Origin of the sequence: Thalassotalea piscium, assembly GCF_030295935.1 — a bacterium.
Classification (GTDB): Bacteria; Pseudomonadota; Gammaproteobacteria; order Enterobacterales; family Alteromonadaceae; genus Thalassotalea_B; species Thalassotalea_B piscium.
On sequence record NZ_AP027362.1, the window covers coordinates 1,517,909 to 1,540,692 of the forward strand.

General features: G+C 37.0%; 18 protein-coding genes and 1 pseudogene. 7 read left to right on the forward strand and 12 right to left on the reverse strand.

Features of this window, described 5'->3' with window-relative positions:
* Positions 1-107 precede the first annotated feature (107 nt).
* A complete protein-coding gene (locus tag QUD79_RS06560; protein WP_184424429.1) occupies positions 108-1,001 on the forward strand; it encodes a DMT family transporter in 894 nt (297 codons plus the stop codon).
* Positions 1,002-1,013: 12 nt separating this feature from the next.
* On the forward strand, positions 1,014-1,454 hold the full coding sequence (locus QUD79_RS06565) for a GNAT family N-acetyltransferase (RefSeq protein ID WP_246454956.1): 441 nt from the start codon (positions 1,014-1,016) through the stop codon (positions 1,452-1,454).
* Positions 1,455-1,501: 47 nt separating this feature from the next.
* Here QUD79_RS06565 and QUD79_RS06570 read toward each other — a convergent pair whose 3' ends face one another.
* Together QUD79_RS06570 and QUD79_RS06575 are read right to left on the reverse strand one after the other, a co-directional pair.
* Complete coding sequence (locus QUD79_RS06570; RefSeq protein WP_246454955.1) at positions 1,502-2,824, reverse strand: M20/M25/M40 family metallo-hydrolase; 1,323 nt, start codon at positions 2,822-2,824, stop codon at positions 1,502-1,504.
* Positions 2,825-2,950: 126 nt separating this feature from the next.
* The gene (locus tag QUD79_RS06575; RefSeq protein ID WP_184424427.1) at positions 2,951-3,484 is read right to left on the reverse strand and encodes a YaeQ family protein; all 534 of its coding nucleotides are present in this window, start codon (positions 3,482-3,484) and stop codon (positions 2,951-2,953) included.
* A gap of 189 nt (positions 3,485-3,673) precedes the next feature.
* On the opposite strand from QUD79_RS06575, the gene QUD79_RS06580 reads away from it, so the two are divergent.
* Complete coding sequence (locus tag QUD79_RS06580; RefSeq protein ID WP_184424426.1) at positions 3,674-5,779, forward strand: spermidine synthase; 2,106 nt, start codon at positions 3,674-3,676, stop codon at positions 5,777-5,779.
* Positions 5,780-6,175: 396 nt separating this feature from the next.
* On the opposite strand, the gene QUD79_RS06585 is transcribed toward QUD79_RS06580, so the two are convergent.
* On the reverse strand, positions 6,176-6,595 hold the full coding sequence (locus QUD79_RS06585) for a VOC family protein (protein WP_184424425.1): 420 nt from the start codon (positions 6,593-6,595) through the stop codon (positions 6,176-6,178).
* A gap of 749 nt (positions 6,596-7,344) precedes the next feature.
* On the opposite strand from QUD79_RS06585, the gene QUD79_RS06590 reads away from it, so the two are divergent.
* From QUD79_RS06590 to QUD79_RS06605, 4 genes are all read left to right on the forward strand, one after another.
* On the forward strand, positions 7,345-7,539 hold the full coding sequence (locus QUD79_RS06590) for a (2Fe-2S)-binding protein (RefSeq protein WP_184424424.1): 195 nt from the start codon (positions 7,345-7,347) through the stop codon (positions 7,537-7,539).
* Positions 7,540-7,900: 361 nt separating this feature from the next.
* The gene (bfr, locus tag QUD79_RS06595) at positions 7,901-8,365 is read left to right on the forward strand and encodes a bacterioferritin (protein WP_184424423.1); all 465 of its coding nucleotides are present in this window, start codon (positions 7,901-7,903) and stop codon (positions 8,363-8,365) included.
* A gap of 27 nt (positions 8,366-8,392) precedes the next feature.
* On the forward strand, positions 8,393-8,860 hold the full coding sequence (bfr, locus tag QUD79_RS06600) for a bacterioferritin (RefSeq protein ID WP_184424422.1): 468 nt from the start codon (positions 8,393-8,395) through the stop codon (positions 8,858-8,860).
* A gap of 581 nt (positions 8,861-9,441) precedes the next feature.
* Positions 9,442-11,514 (forward strand): S9 family peptidase, encoded by a 2,073-nt coding sequence (locus tag QUD79_RS06605; RefSeq protein WP_184424421.1) that lies wholly within the window; start codon positions 9,442-9,444, stop codon positions 11,512-11,514.
* Positions 11,515-11,649: 135 nt separating this feature from the next.
* Here the strand turns inward: QUD79_RS06605 and QUD79_RS06610 are convergent, their stop codons facing one another.
* The 9 genes and pseudogenes from QUD79_RS06610 to rsxC form a co-directional block, all read right to left on the reverse strand.
* Positions 11,650-13,557, reverse strand: coding sequence for an aminotransferase class V-fold PLP-dependent enzyme (locus QUD79_RS06610; protein WP_184424420.1), 1,908 nt, complete (start codon positions 13,555-13,557; stop codon positions 11,650-11,652).
* An 866-nt stretch (positions 13,558-14,423) separates the two neighbouring features.
* Positions 14,424-14,659 (reverse strand): annotated as a pseudogene (locus QUD79_RS06615) (endonuclease III); the annotation flags it as partial.
* Between the two features lie 211 nt (positions 14,660-14,870).
* The gene (locus tag QUD79_RS06620) at positions 14,871-16,076 is read right to left on the reverse strand and encodes an amidohydrolase family protein (RefSeq protein ID WP_184424419.1); all 1,206 of its coding nucleotides are present in this window, start codon (positions 16,074-16,076) and stop codon (positions 14,871-14,873) included.
* Between the two features lie 248 nt (positions 16,077-16,324).
* Positions 16,325-17,341 carry a helix-turn-helix domain-containing protein gene (locus QUD79_RS06625; protein WP_184424418.1) on the reverse strand — a complete coding sequence of 339 codons (1,017 nt, stop codon included), beginning with the start codon at positions 17,339-17,341 and terminating at the stop codon, positions 16,325-16,327.
* A gap of 158 nt (positions 17,342-17,499) precedes the next feature.
* Positions 17,500-18,132: an endonuclease III gene (gene nth, locus QUD79_RS06630; protein ID WP_184424417.1), complete on the reverse strand. Its 633-nt coding sequence runs from the start codon at positions 18,130-18,132 to the stop codon at positions 17,500-17,502.
* Positions 18,133-18,147: 15 nt separating this feature from the next.
* Positions 18,148-18,852 carry an electron transport complex subunit E gene (locus QUD79_RS06635; protein WP_184424416.1) on the reverse strand — a complete coding sequence of 235 codons (705 nt, stop codon included), beginning with the start codon at positions 18,850-18,852 and terminating at the stop codon, positions 18,148-18,150.
* Positions 18,849-19,478: an electron transport complex subunit RsxG gene (gene rsxG / locus QUD79_RS06640; RefSeq protein WP_184424415.1), complete on the reverse strand. Its 630-nt coding sequence runs from the start codon at positions 19,476-19,478 to the stop codon at positions 18,849-18,851. The genes QUD79_RS06635 and rsxG overlap by 4 nt, the downstream gene beginning before the upstream one ends.
* A 14-nt stretch (positions 19,479-19,492) precedes the next feature.
* Positions 19,493-20,539, reverse strand: coding sequence for an electron transport complex subunit RsxD (gene rsxD, locus QUD79_RS06645; RefSeq protein WP_184424414.1), 1,047 nt, complete (start codon positions 20,537-20,539; stop codon positions 19,493-19,495).
* Position 20,540: 1 nt separating this feature from the next.
* Entirely contained in the window at positions 20,541-22,781 is a 2,241-nt protein-coding gene (gene rsxC, locus QUD79_RS06650; RefSeq protein WP_286290404.1) for an electron transport complex subunit RsxC, read from the reverse strand.
* Positions 22,782-22,784 lie beyond the last annotated feature (3 nt).

Genomic DNA, 22,784 nt, shown 5'->3' on the forward strand with positions numbered 1-22,784 from the left:
AATGCGTATAAATACACCTGTTGAATTTTTTAAACCGCAGCTACTATCTGCGGTTTTTTAGTTTGTCTACGTCCAAGTTAAGCTAATCGTATTGTTAAGGATATAGAATGTCTGTACCAGTCGCCTATTTAGCTGTTGTGCTAATTTGGTCAACAACCCCTTTGGGTATTGTCTGGAGTAGTGAAACAGTTGCACCAACACTTGCAGTGTTGCTACGCATGATTATCGCACTTGTGCCAGGCTGGCTTATTTTAAAGTTGTTTAAAATAGAACTCCCATGGCATCGACAAGCCTTTACTTTATATTGTTATTCTGGGATTGGAATATTTGGCGGAATGCTATTTTCATATTTAGCAGCAAGTTATATCTCATCTGGGCTTATGTCCTTAATTTTTGGAATTTCCCCTATATTATCGGGTGTTCTGTCAAAATATATTTTATCAGATGAGCCGCTATCGATAGCTAAACGTAGTGCTTTAGTAGTGGCTTTACTGGGCTTAGCATGTGTTTGTTATGATAAAATTTCACTAGGCGATCAAGCGTATATTGGCGTAATTCTTATTTTAATTGCAGTATTTTTCTTTAGCTTTAGTGGTGTTTTGGTTAAAAGTGTTACTGTAAAAATTAACCCTATGGCGACAACTGTTGGCGCGTTAATTATTGCGATCCCTTTATTTTTCCTTACTTGGTTTTTTATTGACGGTACTTTACCTTATGAGCAATGGAGTCAGCGATCGATATTGAGTATTGTTTATTTAGGCATTATTGGTTCGTTAATTGGTTTTATTGCTTACTTTTATGTGTTACAAAAACTAAAAGCGAGTACGGTTGCATTGATCACTATGATCACACCTGTTATTGCACTTTGGATAGGCTTAGTACTTAATAACGAGCTCATAAGTGTAAACCTTATTATTGGAGCATTATTTATCATTAGCGGGTTAGGTATTTATCAATGGGGTGAATGGCTATATAAGCGGATAACAATAAAACATAATTAATTTTACAATATTATGAAAGCAGAAATTAGTTTTAAACGTGCAACTACTGAAGATAAAGGATTCTTACTTGAATTAAGAAAGTTATCAATGGGGCAGCATTTAGCAGCAGCCGGGATTAATTTATCTGATGACGAGCACTTACAGCGGATAAATGAGTTTTTTCAAGAGTCATTTGTTATTCAATATAATGGCAAAAGTATTGGTGTGGTTAAGTTAGGCCTATTGCCTGATCGTTTACATATTAGACAACTACAAATACTGCCTGAATTCCATAACGGTGGCATTGGTAGTAAAGTGGTTACTCTAGTGAAGCAAAAAGCATCGGAGCGATTATTACCTGTTACTTTAAATGTCTTGCTAAAAAACCCTGCTAAGCGCTTATACGATCGTGAGGGATTTATTGTAGAAGGGCAGAGTGATTTAGAATATAAAATGCGTTGGCAACCTAGTTAGCGCTACTAAAAGCGGCAAATGCCGGTTTTAGTAGCGGATAAAGAATATTAAAATATTTTACCGTGACCTTTTACCGTATTTACATCAATACGTGTTGGTGTAATTGAACCATCTACTAAGCCTTGTGTAGCAATTGCAAGGTTCTCAATTACTTGGTGCATAGAGTTAAGATCTAAACTGTTAATATCATCAGATACTTGATGATAAAACTTATCTTTATCTAATTGTGTACTACTAAAGCTATGGGCAGGTACGCCTAAACGCGCCAAGGTTGCATTATCTGAGCGGTAAAATAACTTCTGCTCTGGGTAAGGGTCTTGATAAATTTTACCTTGTTTATTTTTCAAGTATTGATTGAGTATTTCACCTAAATTTGAACGCTCCATACCTGTCATCCAAACCTGGCCAGCACCAAACTTTGAAGGTTTACCTATCATTTCAATATTGATCATTGCAGTGATTGAATTAGGATCTATTTGTTCTGAGAAATAACGAGAGCCAAAGCCACCTATTTCTTCCGCTGTAAATGCAGCAAAGACTAGACTACGGCTGTTATTGCCTTGTTTTGCATAGTGTTGCGCTAAATTTATCACTGCCGCTGTGCCAGAGGCATCATCATCTGCGCCATTGTAAATAGTATCACCTTCACCATCTTTACTGCCTAAGTGATCATAGTGGCCTGAAAATAAGATGTTTTCTTCAGCTTTTGTATTGCCTTTCAATACACCGACAACATTGGTTAGTGCTTGCTTGGTAATACTGGTTTTGGCACTAACATTAATGTTGTTAACTTCAGTTTCATCGGTAAGTATAATAACTACAGCACCTTGATGATCTATATTTAGCTTGTTTAAACCACGTGCAAAGTAGCCTTGGTAACCTTTAAATATCTTACTGTGAGCGGTGTTCAATAAAACCAAATGCTTACCGCCGGTTTGGTTTATTTCACCAATTGTGGCACGAAAATTACCATCTTCATCAACTACATGGGTGGTAAAATCTTGTGGGTTTTGCCAGTCGATATTAGCAATGGTGCTTGCCATTGCACTGTTTGCTTGACTAATATCACTGCCATTAAGCGTCACTTGTATGGCTAACGGCTTTATGTTCATCACAGTAAAGCTTTGTTTAAAACCTGTTGAACCGGCTAAAGGAGTTAAGCCAATGTCTTTAAAACGTTTGCTGATGTAATCGGCGGCTTGGTCTATTTCAGCAGTAAAGTTACCGCGGCCTTTTAGTTCGTCGCTCGCTAAGTAAGTAACATCTGTTGTCATTTGAGCTAATGAGATATTACTGGCTGTGGCTGTATTTAAAGTAAAGGGCAATACAAGTGCCATTGCTAGATAGGAAGTTTTATTAGTAAATTTCATAACGTATTTCATTAATTTTTAGTGTGGTTACTATTGAAGAAAATACTGTTTTTTGCAAGTTTTTCAACGAGAAATACGGCTAATAACATGTTGAGAAGGTAGTTTACCTAAATTTGGGTTAGTTTCTTACTGGAGTTGCTCTATCTCAATTAATAAAGAATGCTCATTATTACTCAACCACAATTGTCCATCTTGAATACTGCATTGAAACTCCATTGTTCTACTGATCCATGTTGTTAATTCTTGAAGTATTTTATAATCAAATTTATAAATAGATAAATTACTGTAATTAGAAAGTTTATTTTTGTTCTGGTTAAACCACACGTCATTACTATGTGTATAGCAATAAAGGTTTACGCGCCTAGCTTTGTTACAGGCTTTTTTGATACGTTTTTCGTCTGGTTGCCCAAGCTCAATCCATAAATTAATTTGGTCTGAGTAGTCAATGTGCCAAATTACGGCTTCGTCTTCATCGCTTAGGCCTTTGCCAAAGGCTAAGTCAGGCTGTGCATTTAAAATATAGGCAATAACACGGGTCATTAGCCTTAAATCTGTTTCTGATGGATGCTGAGCTAAAGTTAACGATATAGTGTCGTAATAGTTACGATCCATATCTGATAAGTGAATAGTTGCTTTGTTTATTGTAGATTTTAGCGCCATAAATTACTGCATGTGATAAAAATCAGCCATATAATAATGTTTTTATAATTCAATTGGTATCTGTTATTTAAGTAATTATTGATATACATAAAAGCGGTTTTGCTCGATTAAGCAAGTGTTAAATATACTTTTTGCGGTTTCTTGGGTAATATTCGCGCCACTTATTTTTCATTATGTTGTAAGTTGTTCATGTTTTTTTTATTGCTGATCTTTATTGGTGCATTTTTACTTTTTCAAGTTCAACCCCTTATTGCTAAAGTTATTTTACCATATTTTGGCGGAGGGGCTTCTGTGTGGACAGCTTGCTTGCTATTTTTTCAAGCCTTATTATTACTCGGCTACTTTTATGCACATAAACTCTCTCAGCTTAAGCAAATAAAAACACAGTTTATTATTCATACCTTACTACTTACTGCGAGCTTGTTTGCATTACCTATTGGTTTGTCAGAGATAAGCTTAATGTCTGTTGATTCAAATTCTTTTATTAATCAACAACCTCTTAGTGCTATTTTACTTCAGTTAACTTTTGCGGTTGGGCTACCATATTTTCTATTATCGAGTACTGGCCCTTTAGTACAGAGATGGATAACGTTTGTTAAACAAGACAAACTGCCTTATCAACTTTATTCATTGTCAAACTTTGCCTCTTTACTTGCATTAGTCTCATTCCCTTTTTTATTTGAACCATTAATAGCTGCAAGCACACAATCTTGGCTTTGGTCAGCAACTTATTGTATTTACGTAGCCGTATTTGGTCGTGTTATGTATGAATTGTATGTGCAGCTAAAAGCTAAAGGTGCATTACTACGCATAAAAACAGGTGCTGATGAAACCGGGCTAGGTATAACCATTCCACTTCAATTAATTTGGGCTGCGCTAGCGTGTGTTGGTGTGATATTGTTGGTGGCTACAACTAATGCAATGACACAGAACGTTCCACCTGTGCCTTTTTTATGGGTATTACCGTTATGCCTTTATTTACTTACTTTTATTATTAGTTTTCATAGCCCTAAATGGTATGTAAGAGTTTATTTTTTTACGTTATTTAGCTTGTCGGCATTACTAGCTATTTTTATGTTTTTTATCGGATCTCAGTTTGACATAGTTTCTCAAATAGTGATTTATTCTTGTATTTTATTTACTGCTTGTATGATTTGTCATGGCGAATTAGCTCGTTTAAAACCTAATGCTAATGGCTTAACAAAATTTTATTTTTTAGTGTCGTTAGGTGGCTTTTTAGGGAGCCTTTTTGTCGCTTTTGTAGCTCAAAACGTGTTTGTTCAATTTCTTGAGTTTCCGTTAGCCATACTTAGCGTGTTTATATTATTTGTGTTCGCTAGCTTAATATCATCCACAAAGAAATCAGGTTTAACTGTTGTAAGCCTAACGTGTTTTATCGTATTTTCAGGTGTATTTATTTATGTTAATCAACTTTACGTTAAAACAGATATTTATAGTGCTCGTAATTTTTATGGAGTACTCAGTGTAAAAGACGTTGAGGTAAACGGTGAAGTAGAGCGCAGGTTAATTGATGGTACTACTTCTCATGGTACACAGTCCTTAACGCCTGAAAACCGTTATGTACCTCTGAGTTATTATCGTGATAAAACGGGTATTGCTATCGCATTTTCACAGTTACGATTATTTAAACAAGTAGAATCAACCTTACCGAGTCAGTTAAACGTTGGTTTAATTGGTTTAGGCGCTGGCACTTTAGCTGCTTATGGTAAAACAGGGGATAACTTCCAGTTTTTTGAATTAAACCCTGCTGTTATTTCTTCAGCTCAAGAATACTTTACTTATTTAAAAGATTCGCCTGCAAATATCGATATTATTCAGGGTGACGCGCGTGTATCGCTGAAAAATATGCTCGCAAAGCAAAATAAAAGTCATAACGACTTTAAAGCAGGTATAGAGCGTTTTGATTTATTAGTTGTTGATGCATTTTCAGGTGATAGTATTCCGCAGCATTTATTAACATTAGAATCTGTTAATTTATATTTTGAACATTTAAATGATTTTGGTGTTTTAGCGGTACATGTGTCAAATAGTCATTTAAATTTATTACCATTAATGAGAGGCTTGGCAAATAAACAAGGCAGTACTATTCGTTATTTTCATAGTGCAGCAGACAAGTCACACCAGCATGATACACAATGGGTTTTATTAAGCCGTAATGAAAAGCTAATGGAACAGACACTGATAAAGGCTTATCAAAGTACGTGGCCTGATGATGTTGAGTATGAGGTGTTGTGGACTGACAATAATAGTAGTTTATTGTCTGTGTTGAAATAATTATACCAATATCACTAACTAAGTGACCATTCATACTGACAAACCAAATCAACCGCCGTGTTATTTTTTAATTAAAACAAATAGTTATGAAGGTTGGTGCCTTGTGTTTGATCGTTTTTATTGCGTGTAAAGTAGATCATTTAACTAGGGCGTGTTGTTCTTTCGAGTATAATTTTTGTACGAATCAAACATGATTTAATTGAGGCGTAGCGAATAAAGTGTAGTTCAGCCTTGTATAAACACCAAATAAATCGCTGCAAAAATGTACAGTAAAGATCAACACGCCCTAATGAAACTGGTATTATCTTTATACGTAGATGTTAAAAGGTAGAAATAAGGAAGCGATACTTCCTTATTTTGGCTGTAAAACAAGGTAAACTGGACACAGTTTATGTATTACCACGTACCAGTGTTCTCCATTGAAAGCCATGGTTCTTGTGGAGGGAGTGGTTTATCTTTTTGCAGTAACTCAACAGATATTCCGTCTGGAGATTTAACAAATGCCATATGCCCACAACGAGGAGGTCGGTTAATGGTTACACCAGAGTCCATTAACTTTTGGCATAACTGATAAATATCGTCGACTTGAAACGCTATATGACCAAAACTTCTACCCGCTTCGTATGACTCACTAGTATCCCAATTATGAGTCAATTCAATTTCAGGCTCACCTGGCGCGGTTGCTAAATAAATAAGCGTAAATTTACCCGCAGGTACACCTTTTCGTTTAGTTTCCACTAAACCGAGTAAATTTGAATAAAAGTGTAATGACGCGTCAACATCTTTCACACGAACCATAGTATGTAAAAATTTCATTTGTTATCCTCTAGGGTCTGTTGATCTTTCAGTTTATAGCTCTGTTGCACTTGAAAAAGATGACAGTCGAGGCACTTAATGTAATGTTTGGTTGTTCCAAATGCACATTAAGTAACAAAGAGTGACGCTTTTTCAAGGCAACCCAAAGGGCTATGACTATTTTTCAACCTAACATTGTTAAAAATGGTTAAAGTACGACTGCACGGATGCAGAAGGTAGAGCGACGCAGGATGCCAAAGCCGAGAATGACTACATTGCACCATTTTCGCCTTGTTATCTTAAAAAATAGTCTATAGCAGAGGCTAAAATGAAAGATCAACAGACCCTTATGTAAATTAACTAGGGTGGGGGAGCCATACTTTCAATTCATCCTGAGTCTTGGTGTATTATAACTCAGACTTATGGACGTGTACTGTAGTGTATTTGCCTCAATAATCAAAGTTTGAAACAAGCAAAGTTATTCAATAAGTTATTGTTGCGCACGGTTACCTTGGTTTACGGTAATTTATCAAGATGGTAATAGGCATAACCGCCTTTATGTAATGTGATAAGCACTGAATCATTCGCCTTCTGGTATAAAAATGCTTTGAGCGGTAGTTGGTTTAGCTAAACTGTAAAATAGCCGCAAATGATAAAAATAAATTTATATATTTTTCAGTAATATATAAATTTAAATAAAATTAATTGTTGAACTGATTATTAATAAGAATTATTATCATCCGCATTAGTAATCAGTTTGAGTAATTTATATGTTTGTTTGTGTTTGCAACGGCATAACAGATCAACAAATAAAACAATTAGTTTCCGAAGGCGGCGTTGGCTCTTTACGAGAATTGAAGCAACACCTGCCATTAGGCAATCAATGTGGTACTTGTATAAAACTTACAGAATCTATTATTGATAACACGATTATTGATGAAAGCTTATTTATGCAGGTTGGTTAACGTAATACCAACCTCTCTATTCAGGTAATTATTTCTAGAGGTTATAACAATTAGCTATTGCGTTACTTATTTCATAATTATCGCTACAAGTATTTAATTTGTGTGGACAATGCAACGTATAATTGTTTTAGCACAGCTAATTTGTAAAAATGAATGCCTTGTATTCGACTTTTTCCAGTATGCTTCCTTGTATGTAAAGTAGACACGCCCTAATGTAACAATTATAAGTTAAGCTATTTCTATCTGTTTCTTATATCATAAACACGCTTATCTTAAGGTTTATCCTTTATCGTTTCGCTTTTCTCTCTTATATTCAATATAATACTATATACTACTTATTTATCGAAAAAATGAGGTTTCAATGAAAGGTAACTCTATTGTTCTTGCAACACTTAATAAAGTGCTTACCAGCGAATTAACATCTATTAATCAGTATTTTCTTCATGCTCGTATGTATAAAAACTGGGGTATTAATAATCTCAATGATAAATGTTATAAAAAATCTATTCTTGATATGAAGCAAGCCGACAAAGTAATTGAGCGCATACTCTTTTTAGAAGGTCTGCCAAATTTACAAAAGCTGTCGCCACTTGCTATTGGTGAGCACACACAGGAAATGATTAGCTGCGACATGGGTTTTCAAACGGCACAAATAAATGTGGTACGAGAGGCGATTACAATTTGTGAACAAGAGCAAGACTATGTTAGCCGAGAAATGTTAGATAAAATACTAAATGATGAAGAAGAACACCTAGACTGGCTAGAAACCCAGCAGTATCAAATTGAACACATTGGTATTGAAAAGTATATTCAATCTCAACTCTAATATAATGCATAGTTAAAAGGATAAATTATGAAAGGTAATACGAAAATTATTTCAGCTTTAAATAGTCTACTTGCCTATGAACTAGCGGCAATGGATCAATACTTTATTCATTCTCGTATGTATGAAGATTGGGGAATGAGTAAATTATTTGAGCGTATTGATCACGAATTTGACGATGAAAAATTGCATGCATCAATGCTTATACAGCGTATTTTATTTCTTGAAGGAATACCTGATATGCAAACCCGTACCGGCTTAAGTATTGGCAGTAATGTACCTGAGATGTTACAAAGTGATTTAAATGTAGAATATGCAGTTGCTAAAACACTTAGAGAAGCTATTGCTTTATGTGAGCAAGAAAAAGACTATGTGACGCGAGAGATACTAGAGAAGTTACTTGATGATACTGAAGTGGATCACGCCTTTTGGTTAGAGCAGCAATTAGGCCTAATTAAAACAATTGGCTTAGAAAACTACATTCAATCACAGCTGTAATAACGTAAAGTTTAGCTTTCACGCTAAGAAAGTCTTATAAAGCCGATAGTTAAAAACTGTCGGCTTCTTATTTTTTGATCAATATACTTATTTTTAGTACCTCCAGCTCCTTTCAGTTTAAGCTCACTAAATCTAGTTAATACCAATTGAAATAACTATTTGACCAATTGAGAGCATCGTCAGGGAAGTTAGAACAAAGTAAATTGATGTGGGTATAGTATTCTCCATCCAATCAATTTGTAACGTTATCACTTTTCTGTCGAACTCCCAAGGGCGAGTTTAAAAGGCTTAAACGCAGCATTATTGATTTTGATAAGGTCCCCACATGGAAGTGGGATGGTGGGGTAACGCAGGAACAGTTAACGTGAATAACCATTATCTGTAATTAGTGCCTTGTCTCTAAGTCTTATAATTCTCTCAGAATGAACAAATATTTTTTTTAATTGGTATAACATGTCGTTCGACTTATAAAGCGCACTTTTTATATTAATTCAATGGTGTTTATACCAAAAGATAAGCTATGTTAGCGACTGCTCTGTTAATTTTAATTATTAACTAAAACAATAAGAGGTAAAGCTTTCATGAATAAGAAATACTTAAACAAGTCTGTGTTGACCTTGGTGATAAGTACATTAGTCGTCGGCAATATGGCTATTGCTGATGAAACTGCCAACAATACTTTTACTTTAAAAGATGTATTTAATCTGGAATATGCTGCTAATCCGGTAGTAACCCCTGATGGTAAACACGTTGTTTACGAGCGTCGAAGCATGGATATTATGACTGATTCAATGCGTCGCAACTTATGGTCTGTAGCATTAGACGGTAGTAGTCATTTACCTATTTTATCTGACAGCAAAAACCACTTTAATCCAGTATTTTCATCTGATGGGACAAAGATGGCTTACCTTTCAAGTAAAGAAGGTAAGGTACAAGTGTATATAAAACACTTAGCCTCAAAAAGTACGACTCGTGTAACAGATGTTGAAATGAGCCCTAGTAATATGAGCTTTTCGCCTGATGGACAATATTTGGCTTTTGCAATGTTTACACCAACTAAAGCCAAGCCTTTATTTACTTTAGACTTTAAACCTCAAGGTGCTGAGTGGGCTGATAAACCTCAGTATATTGATCAAACCAATTTCCAACGCGACGGCATGGGAATGAACCGACCTGGTAATATGCAAGTGTATATTGTACCAACTATTGGCGGAACACCAAGACAGATCAGCTCTGGTGCACATGATCACACAGGTTCAATGGTATGGTCTAAAAATGGTCAACAGCTAATTATCTCTGCAAATACTAGAGATGAAGCAGAGTTTGATATGCTTAACAGCGATCTATTTAGTATCGATATAACTAACCTAAAAGTTACAAAATTAACTGATATGAGCGGACCAGAACACAGCCCTCAAATGAGTGCTAATGGCAACAAAATAGCTTTTGTTGGCAATGAAGATAATGGCAAGTCAAATCAGCTAAGCCAATTATACGTAATGAACTTAGATGGCTCTAATATTGAAAACCTAACAAGTAAATTAGACCGATCAGTTGGCGATATTACATGGGCTGATAACGATAAAGGTTTATATTTTAGTTATGATGATATGGGAAAGAAAAATGTAGCCTATGTTAGTTTGTCAGGTAAAATATCAAATATAACAAGCAATTTGGGCGGTACTAGCTTAGGTAGACCTTACACTTCAGGCGATTACGATGTAACACCTAATGGTAGTGTTGTTTATACTGCTTCTACTGGTAACCGTCCCGCTGACCTTGCTATCGTGAGTAAGAAGGGGAAAGTAAATCAACTGACAGATCTGAATGGTGATATTTTTGATCACAAAATAGTAAACAAACCAACATTAATGGAGCTGAAAAGCAGTATAGATGATAGAGCTTTACAAGCTTGGATTGTAACCCCTCCTAATTTTGATCCTAAGAAAAAATATCCACTAATTTTAGAAATTCATGGCGGACCACATACCGCGTATGGCCCAAGCTACTCAACTGAGGTACAGTTAATGGCTGCGGCTGGTTACGTTGTTTTATACGGTAATCCACGTGGTTCTACTTCTCAAGGCGAAGAATTTGCCAATTTAATCGATAAAAATTATCCATCACAAGACTATAACGACCTTATGGATATGGTTGATGCCGCAATTGCCAAAGGCTATATAGACAAATCAAACCTGTTTGTCACCGGTGGCTCTGGTGGTGGTACACTAACTTCTTGGATAATAGGCAAAACTGATCGTTTTAAAGCGTCGGTTGTTGCTAAACCAGTTATTAATTGGACAAGCATGATAGGTGCCTCTGATATTTATGCATTTATGAGCAAATATTGGTTCACCGACTTACCGTGGAACGATTACGAACAATATTGGAAGCGTTCACCATTGTCATTAGTTGGTAATGTAAAAACACCAACAATGGTACTAACGGGTGAGTTAGATGTGCGTACACCTATGTCTGAAAGCGAACAGTACTACGGTGCATTACGCTTACAAGGAGTAGAAAGCTCACTGGTTCGCATTCAAGGTGCTTACCATGGTATTGCCGCTAAACCTTCTAATTTAGCACGAAAAGTGGGTTATATTTTAGCTTGGTTTGATAAGTATAAAGACGGTAAAGATAGCGAAAATAAGTAATAGCGAAAACTAGATCTGAAATTTAAAGCCTCAATAGCTATTGTAGTATTGAGGCTTATTGCTTAATTCTTACGAGTTTACTCAACCTAATAGTCGCATCAATTTTCAATGCTCAAAGCCATGACAGTTCGTGTACTACTTAATATTGTCTTTTAACACATAGATCTCACCATCAAAACTTCCCTGAATTGTTAAGCCTTGCCCCGCTAATTCTTTAAGATACTCTATATGCTCTTCTGTGATATGTTGGCCCGGAACCAAAAGCGGAATGCCTGGTGGATAGGGAGTAACTAAACCGGCACAAATACGGTTGTTACTTTTGCCAATAGGTACAGATTCGCGCTCGCCATAAAAAGCATCGCTTGGAATACAAGCTAGGTCTATGGCCGGCAAGCTCTCCGGCAAGCGAGAGCGTCTTGTTGAAGCAGAGAGTTTAACCTTACCGCTGTCGAGTTTCTTCAACGCATTGTAAAGACGAATTATTTTCGAACGCGTACCACCAAGCGTTAGTAAAACCAAGATAGTGCTGTGCGTGTATTTCTCTATTTCTAGCCCGATTTCATCCAGCAGAAATTTATGAATATCTTTTAATGAATAGGGTAATTCGCTAATATCGATCAGAATTTTTAGAGGATCGTGACCCATGTTATCGCCACTAAAGTGCGGAAATATTTTCATAAAGTCTTGCTTACCTAACACTTTAATATGCTTGAGCGACGCCATCTGTTGTTTAAATTCATCGACATGGTTTAACAAGGCATTGAGCAACTTATAACCTTCCATTTCCAATTGCTTTTGGCACACGTCAAGCGACGCTATAAGCTGATACTTTGGTGATGTGCTAGCGTAAATACTGTAAATCTCTCTAAAAAAATCGGCATCGAAGTCTGGATCGTTTACATGAATATAAGACGCCTGAGAAAACGCTGATACCACTTTATGCGCTGAATGCGTAACATAGTCAGCCCCAGCATGAATGGCAGAATAATAGCGTAAGCTAGGGTGAAAAAGAGAGTAAGCAAACCAGGCTTCGTCGATAAACACTTTAATACCATATTTATGGGCAAAATCTACCACTTGTTTCAGATCGCTAAGTAGACCGTCGTAAGTGCATCCAGTGAGAACAAGTAACTTTGCATCGGTATTCTGTTCGATCGCAAGCTTGGTATCAGCTAAAGATGGTGGCGCGAAGATCCCATATTTAGGGTTTAAAATACTCGACAAGTAAATGGGAAAACTGGCTGATTGTAAGATGCCATAATGTACAGATTTATGACAATTTCGGTCTATGATCACTTTATCGCCCTTGCGAAGGAGTGTTTGCAAGATAATTTTATTTGAAGTGGATGATCCGTTCGTAACGAAATAGGTACGTTTTACCTCAAACGTTGCGGCAGCAGATTCTTGAGCACGGCCAATGGTATTGGTGCTGTCTGACAATGAACCTAACGAATCTACAGAAACTGAAAGATCGCCAACGAATACATTGCGGCCATAAAACTGATAAAAGTCTTTAATATAAGGAGAGTTTCTAAAGCTAGAACCACCGCTATGGCCAGGGGTGTGCCACGAATCGTTCGCTTCGCCAACATAACGGCGATATGCTGTCCAGAATGGGGTTTCAGAGCGGTCATCAAAGTCGTTGATCATATAACCTAAAATGGCTTCTGGATCTGAAATTACCTCGTCTTTAAAAAAGAATGACTCGATCTCCTCTGACTCGTTAACTATTTTTAGTCCTTCTGTATCTTCGGCGATAACATAAACTGGCAACTCGATACGGATCTTCTTCAACTGCTCGATAAAACGACTATAAATACGTTCGCCAACCTTGTTATTTACATCCCAACTAAGCACCACGGCTTGGATATCACCATCTTCTTCTACACATTCTAGTGCTTCTTTAAGCTCGATACGTTCAATAATATCGATATCAATATCACTTCGCTCAAAATTAGGTATCGTTTTCGACAGATTCGTTGAAAGTAATTGTAAAGTGACTGGGTCTTGCTCAATTAACAAGATACGAAGTAAAGGTAACATAGACGTTTTCGCAAAATATTTTATGATGTGCAATAGCATAACCAAAGGATTAAGACTTGTGAAATTAATACTTTGAAAATGTTACATTCATTTCGTATATTTCGCTGATACACCCATTCGAATAAAACATTAATAACTTCTGGTGATAAAGCAAATGATTTTTTGGTGGAATATGCATCTGATTAAACCTGTGTTAAAGATGAAAACGGATTGATAAAGATTCCAGATAACCACAAATAAGCTGAACAAAATTTTAATTTCTTATCGCCCAATAACGTAGATGTTTTAAGCTCACCTAGGGAGCTATGGTTTTAGGATTTAGGTTGAAGTTTAACAAATTTAAACTGTGTTGTAGTCAAGGAGCAAGCTAGTTAATGATAGAGACCACAAGACGACAATCACTGTTATAAATAGTGGAACACCTGAATTAATTCTTGCTGATTTGTCCGATAAGAAAGTTAAAAGTCTACGAGGAGATTGGGCTTATGGGCGTACTGATGCAACTCATTCAGATTATTTTTATGTTATAGAGCAACAAATTGTATCAAACTAATTTAAGCGACATTCGGAACAACTTGATATCCAGCTTGATAAGTTTAACGATACACAGGTTGTACTGCCACAAGAGTTTTATTTAGTAAATATAGATAACAATACTTTGTATTATGTTCTGGCTGAAAATCATCGTGAATACTTGCACGTTGTACCGCTGGGTAATAAATATTCACGAGCCAAATATTTGCTTAACAGCCTTTCTCGATTCGATGTAAGTCAGGGCATTATAATGGTGAGCGATATGGCAAGCCAAGAAGGCGATATTTATCGCACTGTCTATTGAATCGAATTGTAAATATGAGTGTGAAAGGTTATTCAGTCTTATCTTTAAACTCACATAAGTCTTCAATAATACATGCGACACACTTAGGCTTACGAGCCACGCAGGTGTAACGACCATGTAAAATTAACCAATGGTGTACATCAACCTTAAACTTAGCGGGTACTACTTTAAGTAGTTTTTGTTCTACTAGGTCGACATTTTACCCGTGGCCAATTTAGTGCGGTTTGACACTCTAAATATATGCGTGTCTACTGCTATGGTTGGCTAGCCAAAAGATAATAAAAGTAGATAAGCTCAACATTGAAGGTGTAAGTTAAAATATCTTATACTCAATTATATTCTTTATAAGTTAAGAGTTACCTGTTTTAATTAAAACTGTGGGCTATTTAACTTAAATAAAAGTAGGTAACTCGCTCGTTAAAATTATTAAACGTAAAATCACTGCGCCACTATATATACAGCCATCTTAATCGCTTTACAGAGCCTCGAATAAGGTTACAAGTTCCTCCCAAAAACTACGAGTTTCTATAGCGTTATCTCTTAACTGTTTTAAAACTGTGTCGGGATAAAAAACACCACTTTTGACGACAGCTCGTGGCGATTCAAGCACAGATAAATCATGTAAAGGGTTTATTTTGGACAAAATAAAGTCTGCGTTATAGTTCTCTAATATGTGACCAATTTGATTGTCTAAATTCAATGCTTTAGCTGGGTTAATCGTAGCGGCGGCCAATACGTCAAAAGCACTCAAGCCTGACTCATGCATTAAGCGCATTTCATTATGAGTTGCGAGTCCGTGCGGTGACAGCAATACGCCGGAATCAGAACCTACAAGTAACGTGATCCCTGACTCGTGAAAAACATTAGTAATATACTTTAAAAAAGTTAACGTTTTCTGATTGTGTTTCGCCATCTCCTTTGATGCGGTTAACCAACGATTTACCTGATTGTGTTTCGCTTCCAATGCGATGATGTCTGATGTGTATTCAGTAGGTATAGTTTCAAGGAACTGTTCTTTTTCATCACTAAGTTTCGTGAGTTGCTCATATATATTTAGGGTTGGCGTGAGCGGAACTCCAGTTGCTCTTGTTTCTTCAGCTATTTTGAATAATTTCACAGGAGCAAACTTATAGTTAAGAGGCCCTTGATAAATATCCTCTACGTGCTCAAAAGATTGGAACCCTGCGAGTGAAGATACTGGCATATCACCTGAGGCATGTGGACCATGTTTGGCAATGGGAAAATTTAGGATATTGCCAGCTTCAATAAGTGCTGTTAATGCTTCTTCATTCAAATTTCCATAGGCTTTTATTAAGTCATATCCTTGCGAATGATATTGCTTAACAGCCGCACTTGCTTGTGCCGCAGTATGCACCGAATGGTGAAAATATGCATCGTCATAGCCTGAAAGAATTGGGCTACTAACTGTTGCGTTACTGCCGATTAGCTCTCCATTAGTTACCTGATCTCTCCATTTTAATTGGCTAAGAGTTCCATTCATAATGCGTACATGAGTTACACCATGACTTAGTGCTAAGGTAAGTGCCGCTTTTTCATACATATGAACATGCATATCAATAAGGCCCGGCGTTATATACCCACCATTGCCATCGATGACTGTGATGTCTCTTGGCGAGTCTAGTATCGGCGAATGGGCAATTTTTTTTGATTTTTCCTTCACTTATTAAGATTGATTTATCGCGTTGAACCTTTCTGTTCTTAACATCAATAATATTGATATTGTTTAAGATGAATGTGTTTGAATTGTGCTTTAACTCAGCGCGTGCAATACAACTTATAGTAGAAATAATCGCGAGTAATGTGATAAATATTTTCATTGTTAACTCCTTTAAAAGATGAGGTTAAGTTAACAATGATTGCTTTTAAGAACGTCTAGTATCTTGCTTTTAGCCAGCTATCATCCTGTTCTTAGACTTTATATTTAGATTTATATTCACTTGGCGTCATGCTCGTGTAATCTTTAAAGACATTATTAAACGTGGCCTTAGAGCTAAAGCCTGCATCGGTATATAGGCGGGTGAGAGAGTAGTTAGAGCTAGCATCAAGTGCTTGGCAAATATGCTTAATCCGAAACTCATTGATGTATTCATTAAATGATTTTTTAGCAACAGTATTAATTGCTCGCGAAATATCTCTTGTTTGTAACCCCGTTAACTCGCTCACATCGGTTAGTGTTAAACGAGGCTTTAAAAACCATTGGTTGGTAATAATTAAATTATTCAACTCCTCAAAGGTCGAATGATAACTATCCTGCAATGGCTCCTTGTTGGGTTGCTCTCTATTGGTTTGAATTGGTTTAGGTAGTGATTTTTGCTCTACCAGTTTTATTGTTATGACCATGACAGCAAGCAACCAAACGCTATTGTTAATTCCTTGGCCAATAATATTCATTTCATAAGAAATAAAAGGTTGGCTATTCAGCCTAACTAAATCTAGTAAATTAAACAGAGCTGTCATGACAATAATCCAAACTAACCATTTAAAAGAGTATTCGTCAGAATCTGAACGCTCTTCGTCTAATATACGCTTGTGCTTTATCAGTAATGCAGCCGTAAAATAGGCGTAGACTAATCGCCAAATAGTTCCAATGGCTATCACGATAGAAACGTGTGAACTAAACAGCAATAATGGAGCAACTGGTAATAAATGGACCCAATCGTTTTTTTCGAGTTTTTCATTGGTGATATGTTTCGAGGCTAGATAAACGGCGGGGCCAAAGAGTAAAATAAATACAGGGCTGATGATATAGATATCACGAGTAATACCTGTTTCTTCTAGTAGATTAACAATGGTCGCAAAGGCAGTTAATCCAAGTAGTAGAGCAACACCATAGAAAGTTCCTTTTCGCCATAACAAAAGGCCACCCAATAAAGATACGCTGACAGTCGCTGCTTGAATTAAGTTAACAAAATTGAGTGATTCCATACCGTCTATTAAAGTAAAGATATATATTATTTTACTAAAAGTATCTCACGTATCTTAAGGCTCGTAAACGACTTATAAGATGAGTATTAATAAGGTAATGCCATTAAAAACATGTAACGAAAATTAAAATTTAGCTTAAGCCTACAACAATCGATTTGTTACTCTACTTTATCTTTAAACTCACATAAGTCTTCAATAATGCATGCGCCACACTTAGGCTTACGAGCCACGCAGGTGTAACGACCGTGTAGAATAAGCCAGTGGTGCACGTCTACTTTGAAATCTTTAGGGACAACTTTAAGTAGCTTTTGTTCAACGTCATCAACGGTTTTACCCATTGCTAACTTAGTGCGGTTTGAAACACGGTAAATATGTGTGTCTACCGCTATGGTTGGCCAGCCAAAGGCGGTATTGAGTACGACGTTAGCTGTTTTTCTGCCTACACCTGGTAATGCTTCAAGGGCAGCCCTATTTTCTGGTACTTCACCACCATGTAAGTCAACCAACATTTGGCAGGTTTTCATGGTATTAACCGCTTTAGTATTAAATAAACCAATGGTTTTTATATAGCTTTTTAAACCATCAAGTCCTAAATCAAGAATAGCTTGAGGAGTATTGGCAACAGGGTAGAGCTTAGCTGTTGCTTTGTTAACGCCTACATCTGTAGCTTGAGCAGAAAGTAATACAGCGATCAAAAGCTCGAAGGGGGTCGTAAAGTTTAACTCTGTGGTAGGGTTAGGGTTGTCATCTCTAAGCCTTGTTAGTATTTCTAATCGCTTTGCTTTATTCATTAGGTTATTGGTTCTTTAATTTTCAAAGTTTACGCGAACGCGCTCAATATTTTTTTCTTCTTTTATCGGCTGTAGCTCGAGTAAAATATTATCAATTTTATTTTTAGCTGCAATAATAAAGCCCATCGCGATAAAAGCGCCTGGTGGTAGTATTGCCAGTAAAAATTGACTATCTAACTTAAATACTTCAATACGAAGTCCACTTGCCCACTCGCCTAATAACAGCTCTGCACCATCAAAGAGTGTACCCTGACCGAGTATTTCTCTTATAGCTCCTAGGATAACTAATACGGCTAAAAAGCCTAACCCCATCATTAAACCGTCGAAACTTGCTTGTTTAACTGGATTTTTCGACGCATAAGCTTCTGCTCGCCCGATAATAGCGCAGTTGGTAACAATTAAAGGAAGGAAAATGCCAAGTGATTCATATAAGCCGAACGTATAAGCATTCATCAATAGCTCTACACAGGTAACAAAAGCTGCAATAATTAAAACAAATATAGGAATACGTATTTCCTTAGGTACCCACTGCCTTATTGCTGAAACAGTCATGTTTGAGCAGATAAGAACAAACATGGTGGCTAAGCCTAAACCGAATGCGTTAACAACAGTTGAAGTAACGGCTAGTAATGGACATAAGCCTAGTAGTTGTACAATACCAGGGTTGTTTTTCCATAGCCCTTGCCAAGCTAATTCTTTATATTCTGCTGGAAAACTCATGATTGCTCCTGACAATTACCTACTTCTTGAAAAAGTTGGTGTCGCTGGCTTTTAAAATATAATACCGTCTTATGAACCGCTTTTACTACTGCTCTAGGCGTAATTGTGGCACCAGTAAATTGGTCAAATACACCACCATCTTTTCTTACAGCCCAACGAGGATCTTTATCGTTAAGCACTTTTTTATTCTTAAAAGTATTAATCCATTGGTTTTTTCTAATTTCTATTTTATCACCTAACCCTGGCGTTTCTTGATGTTTAAGAGTTCTAACCCCCGTTACTGTGCCATTAACGTTAATTGCAACAATGAGTTTGATTTTACCGTTATAACCATCAGGAGCCGTAGTTGTAATAGCTGCAGCAACTGGTTGGTTATTGTTTTTAGCTAAATAAACTTTTTCTGGATCAGGACTTAACCGAGTGTCATTAATGATGATACAGGTATGATAAATATCATTATTATAAGAGTTCTCATTGATAATATGAGTTAAGGTGTTAATTAACTTATTTTCTTCTTGTGACTTTATTCTGTCTTTCGTAACTAGGTGAACAGCACTGATCACACTGGTGCAAGCAATAGCAAACAAGGCAAGAAGTCGGGCATTCTTTTCAATAGCTTTACGCATGTGTTGATCCTTGTTTAGTGTCCATAAGTTCGTGGGCGAGTGTATTGATCAATAAGTGGTGCTGCCATGTTACATAGTAATACGGCGAAGGCTACACCATCTGGATAGCCACCAAACTTTCGAATTACACATACAAGTACGCCAGCTAAACAACCGTATACAATCCTCCCCTTTACTGATGTTGCGCACGTAACAGGGTCAGTTAATATAAAGAATGCACCTAGCATGGTTGCGCCACTAAACCAGTAAAAGAGTGTTGAAGGATTGCTATCGGGGCTGATAAGAAATGCAACCAGACTAAAGATAAAGATAGTGGTTAAAAAGCTTAATGGGGCAGGGTATGCGATTGCTTTTTTAAAGAGTAAAAATATCCCGCCAATTAAAAACGCAATGTTTATCCAAACCCAGCCAATCCCCAGCCCTTGAGAAAATATTTTGTTTTGTAAGCTTTCAGTTACCGTCATACCTAAGGTGATGTTTGTTTTAACTGTATCTAATGGTGTCGCCATAGTTACACCATCTATATGCATACGTAATTGTGCGACTGAGTACCCCTCACGAGAGTAATCAGTAAAAATAACCGTTAGGGTATTAACAAAGTCTAAATTAATTGACATTAATGATGAGGGCGGTTGCCAAGATGTCATTTGAACAGGAAACGAAATCAGCAGCATAACATATGCAGCCATAGCTGGATTAAATGGGTTGTGCCCTAAACCACCATATAATTGCTTCACAACAACAATGGCAAATAATAGTCCTATTACTGTGATCCACCACGGTGCCAATGCCGGTAAACTTACCCCTAGCAAAACAGCAGTTAATATAGCACTACCATCAAATAACTCGAGTCGTATTGGCTTTTTACGTAACGATAAAACGATAAACTCAGCCGTTATAGCTGTCGCTATAGCTAGGGTAATATGGATAATATTACCCCAACCAAAAAAATACCACTGCGCTAAAATGCCAGGTATTGTGGCATATATCACTAAGCGCATAAGTGCTGATGTTTTACTTTGCACATGATTATGGGGTGAACTTGCGATCCAAAATGCCATATTATTTATTCGACTCTTGTTGTTTCTTTGCTTTCGCTTTTGCAACAGCAGCTGCAATACGTGCTTTTTTCTCTAATGCTGCATCATTTTCATTAGGTGCTGTTTGCACTTTATTTGAATTTGCTTTTACTTTATCTTCTGGCTGTTGCTCTTGTGCTTTGCTTTTTTCAGCAAGCTCATTCTGTGCAGCTGCTTTATTTGACGATAGCTTCTTGGCTTTAGCCTTGGCAATTGCTGCAGCTATTTTTGCTTTTTTGATTGCTTCAGGCGTTTCAGCACTATTAGCTTGGCTCGCTAAAGCTGTTGGTTTTTCAGGTAGTGCTTCAGATTTCACCTCAGCATAATCTGCAGTGCTTGTATCGGTTTCATTGGTTTTAGCTGCAGCGGCTAATTTTTTTGCTTTAGCTTTAGCGATAGCCGCTGCTATTTTATCTTTTTTAGATACTTCTATTTGTGTTGTTGGTGTTTCGTTTTTCGCCTCAGGTTTACTCACAACTTCACTGGAACTCATTGCATTACTTTCGCCTTCAGTTGCTTTCCCCCCAACATTATTATTAGTTTGTGTTGCCAGTTTTTTAGCTTTTGCTCTGGCTATTGCAGCCGCAACTTGTGTTTTTTTATTGTTTTGGCTTTCTGAACCATCAGCGCTATTTTTAGTCACACTTATATCTGCTGGCTTATTATCTTGGCTTCCTTGTGCCTTTTTAGCTTTAACTCGAGCCAAAGCTGCAGCAACAGCTGACTTTTCATTGTTGGCTTCAGTTGTGCCTGAATTCATTCTTGCTTTACGAGCTTCTGCTGCAAGGCGATGTTTTTCTTCACGTGCTAATTTTTCTCGTTCTAAGCGAACTTTACGTGCTTCAAAGCGTTGCTTGGCTTTTTCTGCTTTAATATCTAATAGCTTTTGTTGTCGAATTTCAGCTTTTGCTACACGATAATAATGAACAAGGGGGATGTGACTTGGGCAAACATAAGCGCAAGCGCCACATTCAATACAGTCGAATAAGTTTAAATCTGTTAAGGCTTGCTGATCGTTGGCTTTAGCGCTCCATTGCAACTCTTGCGGAAGCAACTGGCTTGGGCATACATCAGCACACTGTCCACAACGTATACACTGTACTTCTTTGTCGTTGTCAGGTATTTCAGCTTCATCAGGGGCTAATATACAGTTAGTTGTTTTAACTACAGGAACATTAAATGAAGGTAGACTAAAGCCCATCATAGGGCCACCCATTATAATGTGTTTTTTATTACCTTGGTGACAACCGCATTGCTTTAATAAAAACTCTATAGGTGAGCCAAGTAACGCCCAAACATTTTGGGGTTTGGCAACTGACTTTCCTGTGACAGTGACAACACGTTTAATTAACGGGGTATCGTTGATAATGGCATCGGCAATAGCAAAACATGTGGCAATATTTTGCATTACAATGCCTAAGGTACTTGGTAATGTTCCACTAGGTACTTCTTTGCCGGTTAATACCTGAATTAACTGTTTTTCTCCCCCAGTTGGGTAAATTACAGGTAAAACACATACTTTTACCTTATCTAACGTTTGAGTTGCTTTTTGTAACGCTAAAATAGCTTCGGGCTTATTATCCTCAATACCAATTAAAATCGTAGTGGGAGCTAACAAATGGTCAAGTATTTTTATTCCATCAACAATTGCAGCGCTTTGCTCACGTATCAAAAGGTCGTCAGCAGTAATATAAGGCTCGCACTCTGCCGCATTGATAATTAAATAATTAATGGTAGCTGCTGTGTTTAATTTTATATGAGTTGGAAAGCCAGCTCCACCCATACCTGATATGCCTGCTTGTGCAATTTTATCGATGATTATGTTTTTTGAAAGTTTTTGATAATCAGGACAAATCTCTCTATTGCGCCACTTGTCTTCCCCGTCTGGACTGATGAATATGCACAACTCACTTAAGCCTGAAGGATGCGCAATAATGGCGTTTTCAATCGCAGTAACCGTGCCGCTCGTAGATGCGTGAACGGGAACCACCATCGGATGTTCAGAAGCGGTTAGCGGTTGGCCTTTAAGTACTTTGTCACCAACCTTTACTAAAATATCGCCAGGCTCACCAATGTGTTGTTGAACAGGGATCCTTAATATTTCAGGTAGTGGTAACTGGCGAATAGGTTTATCTGTACTGAGGAATTTTTGCTCAGGTGGATGAATTCCACCATGAAACTTCCAAAACTTACCCTGCTCAATACGTTCAATTACTGATTCCACAAT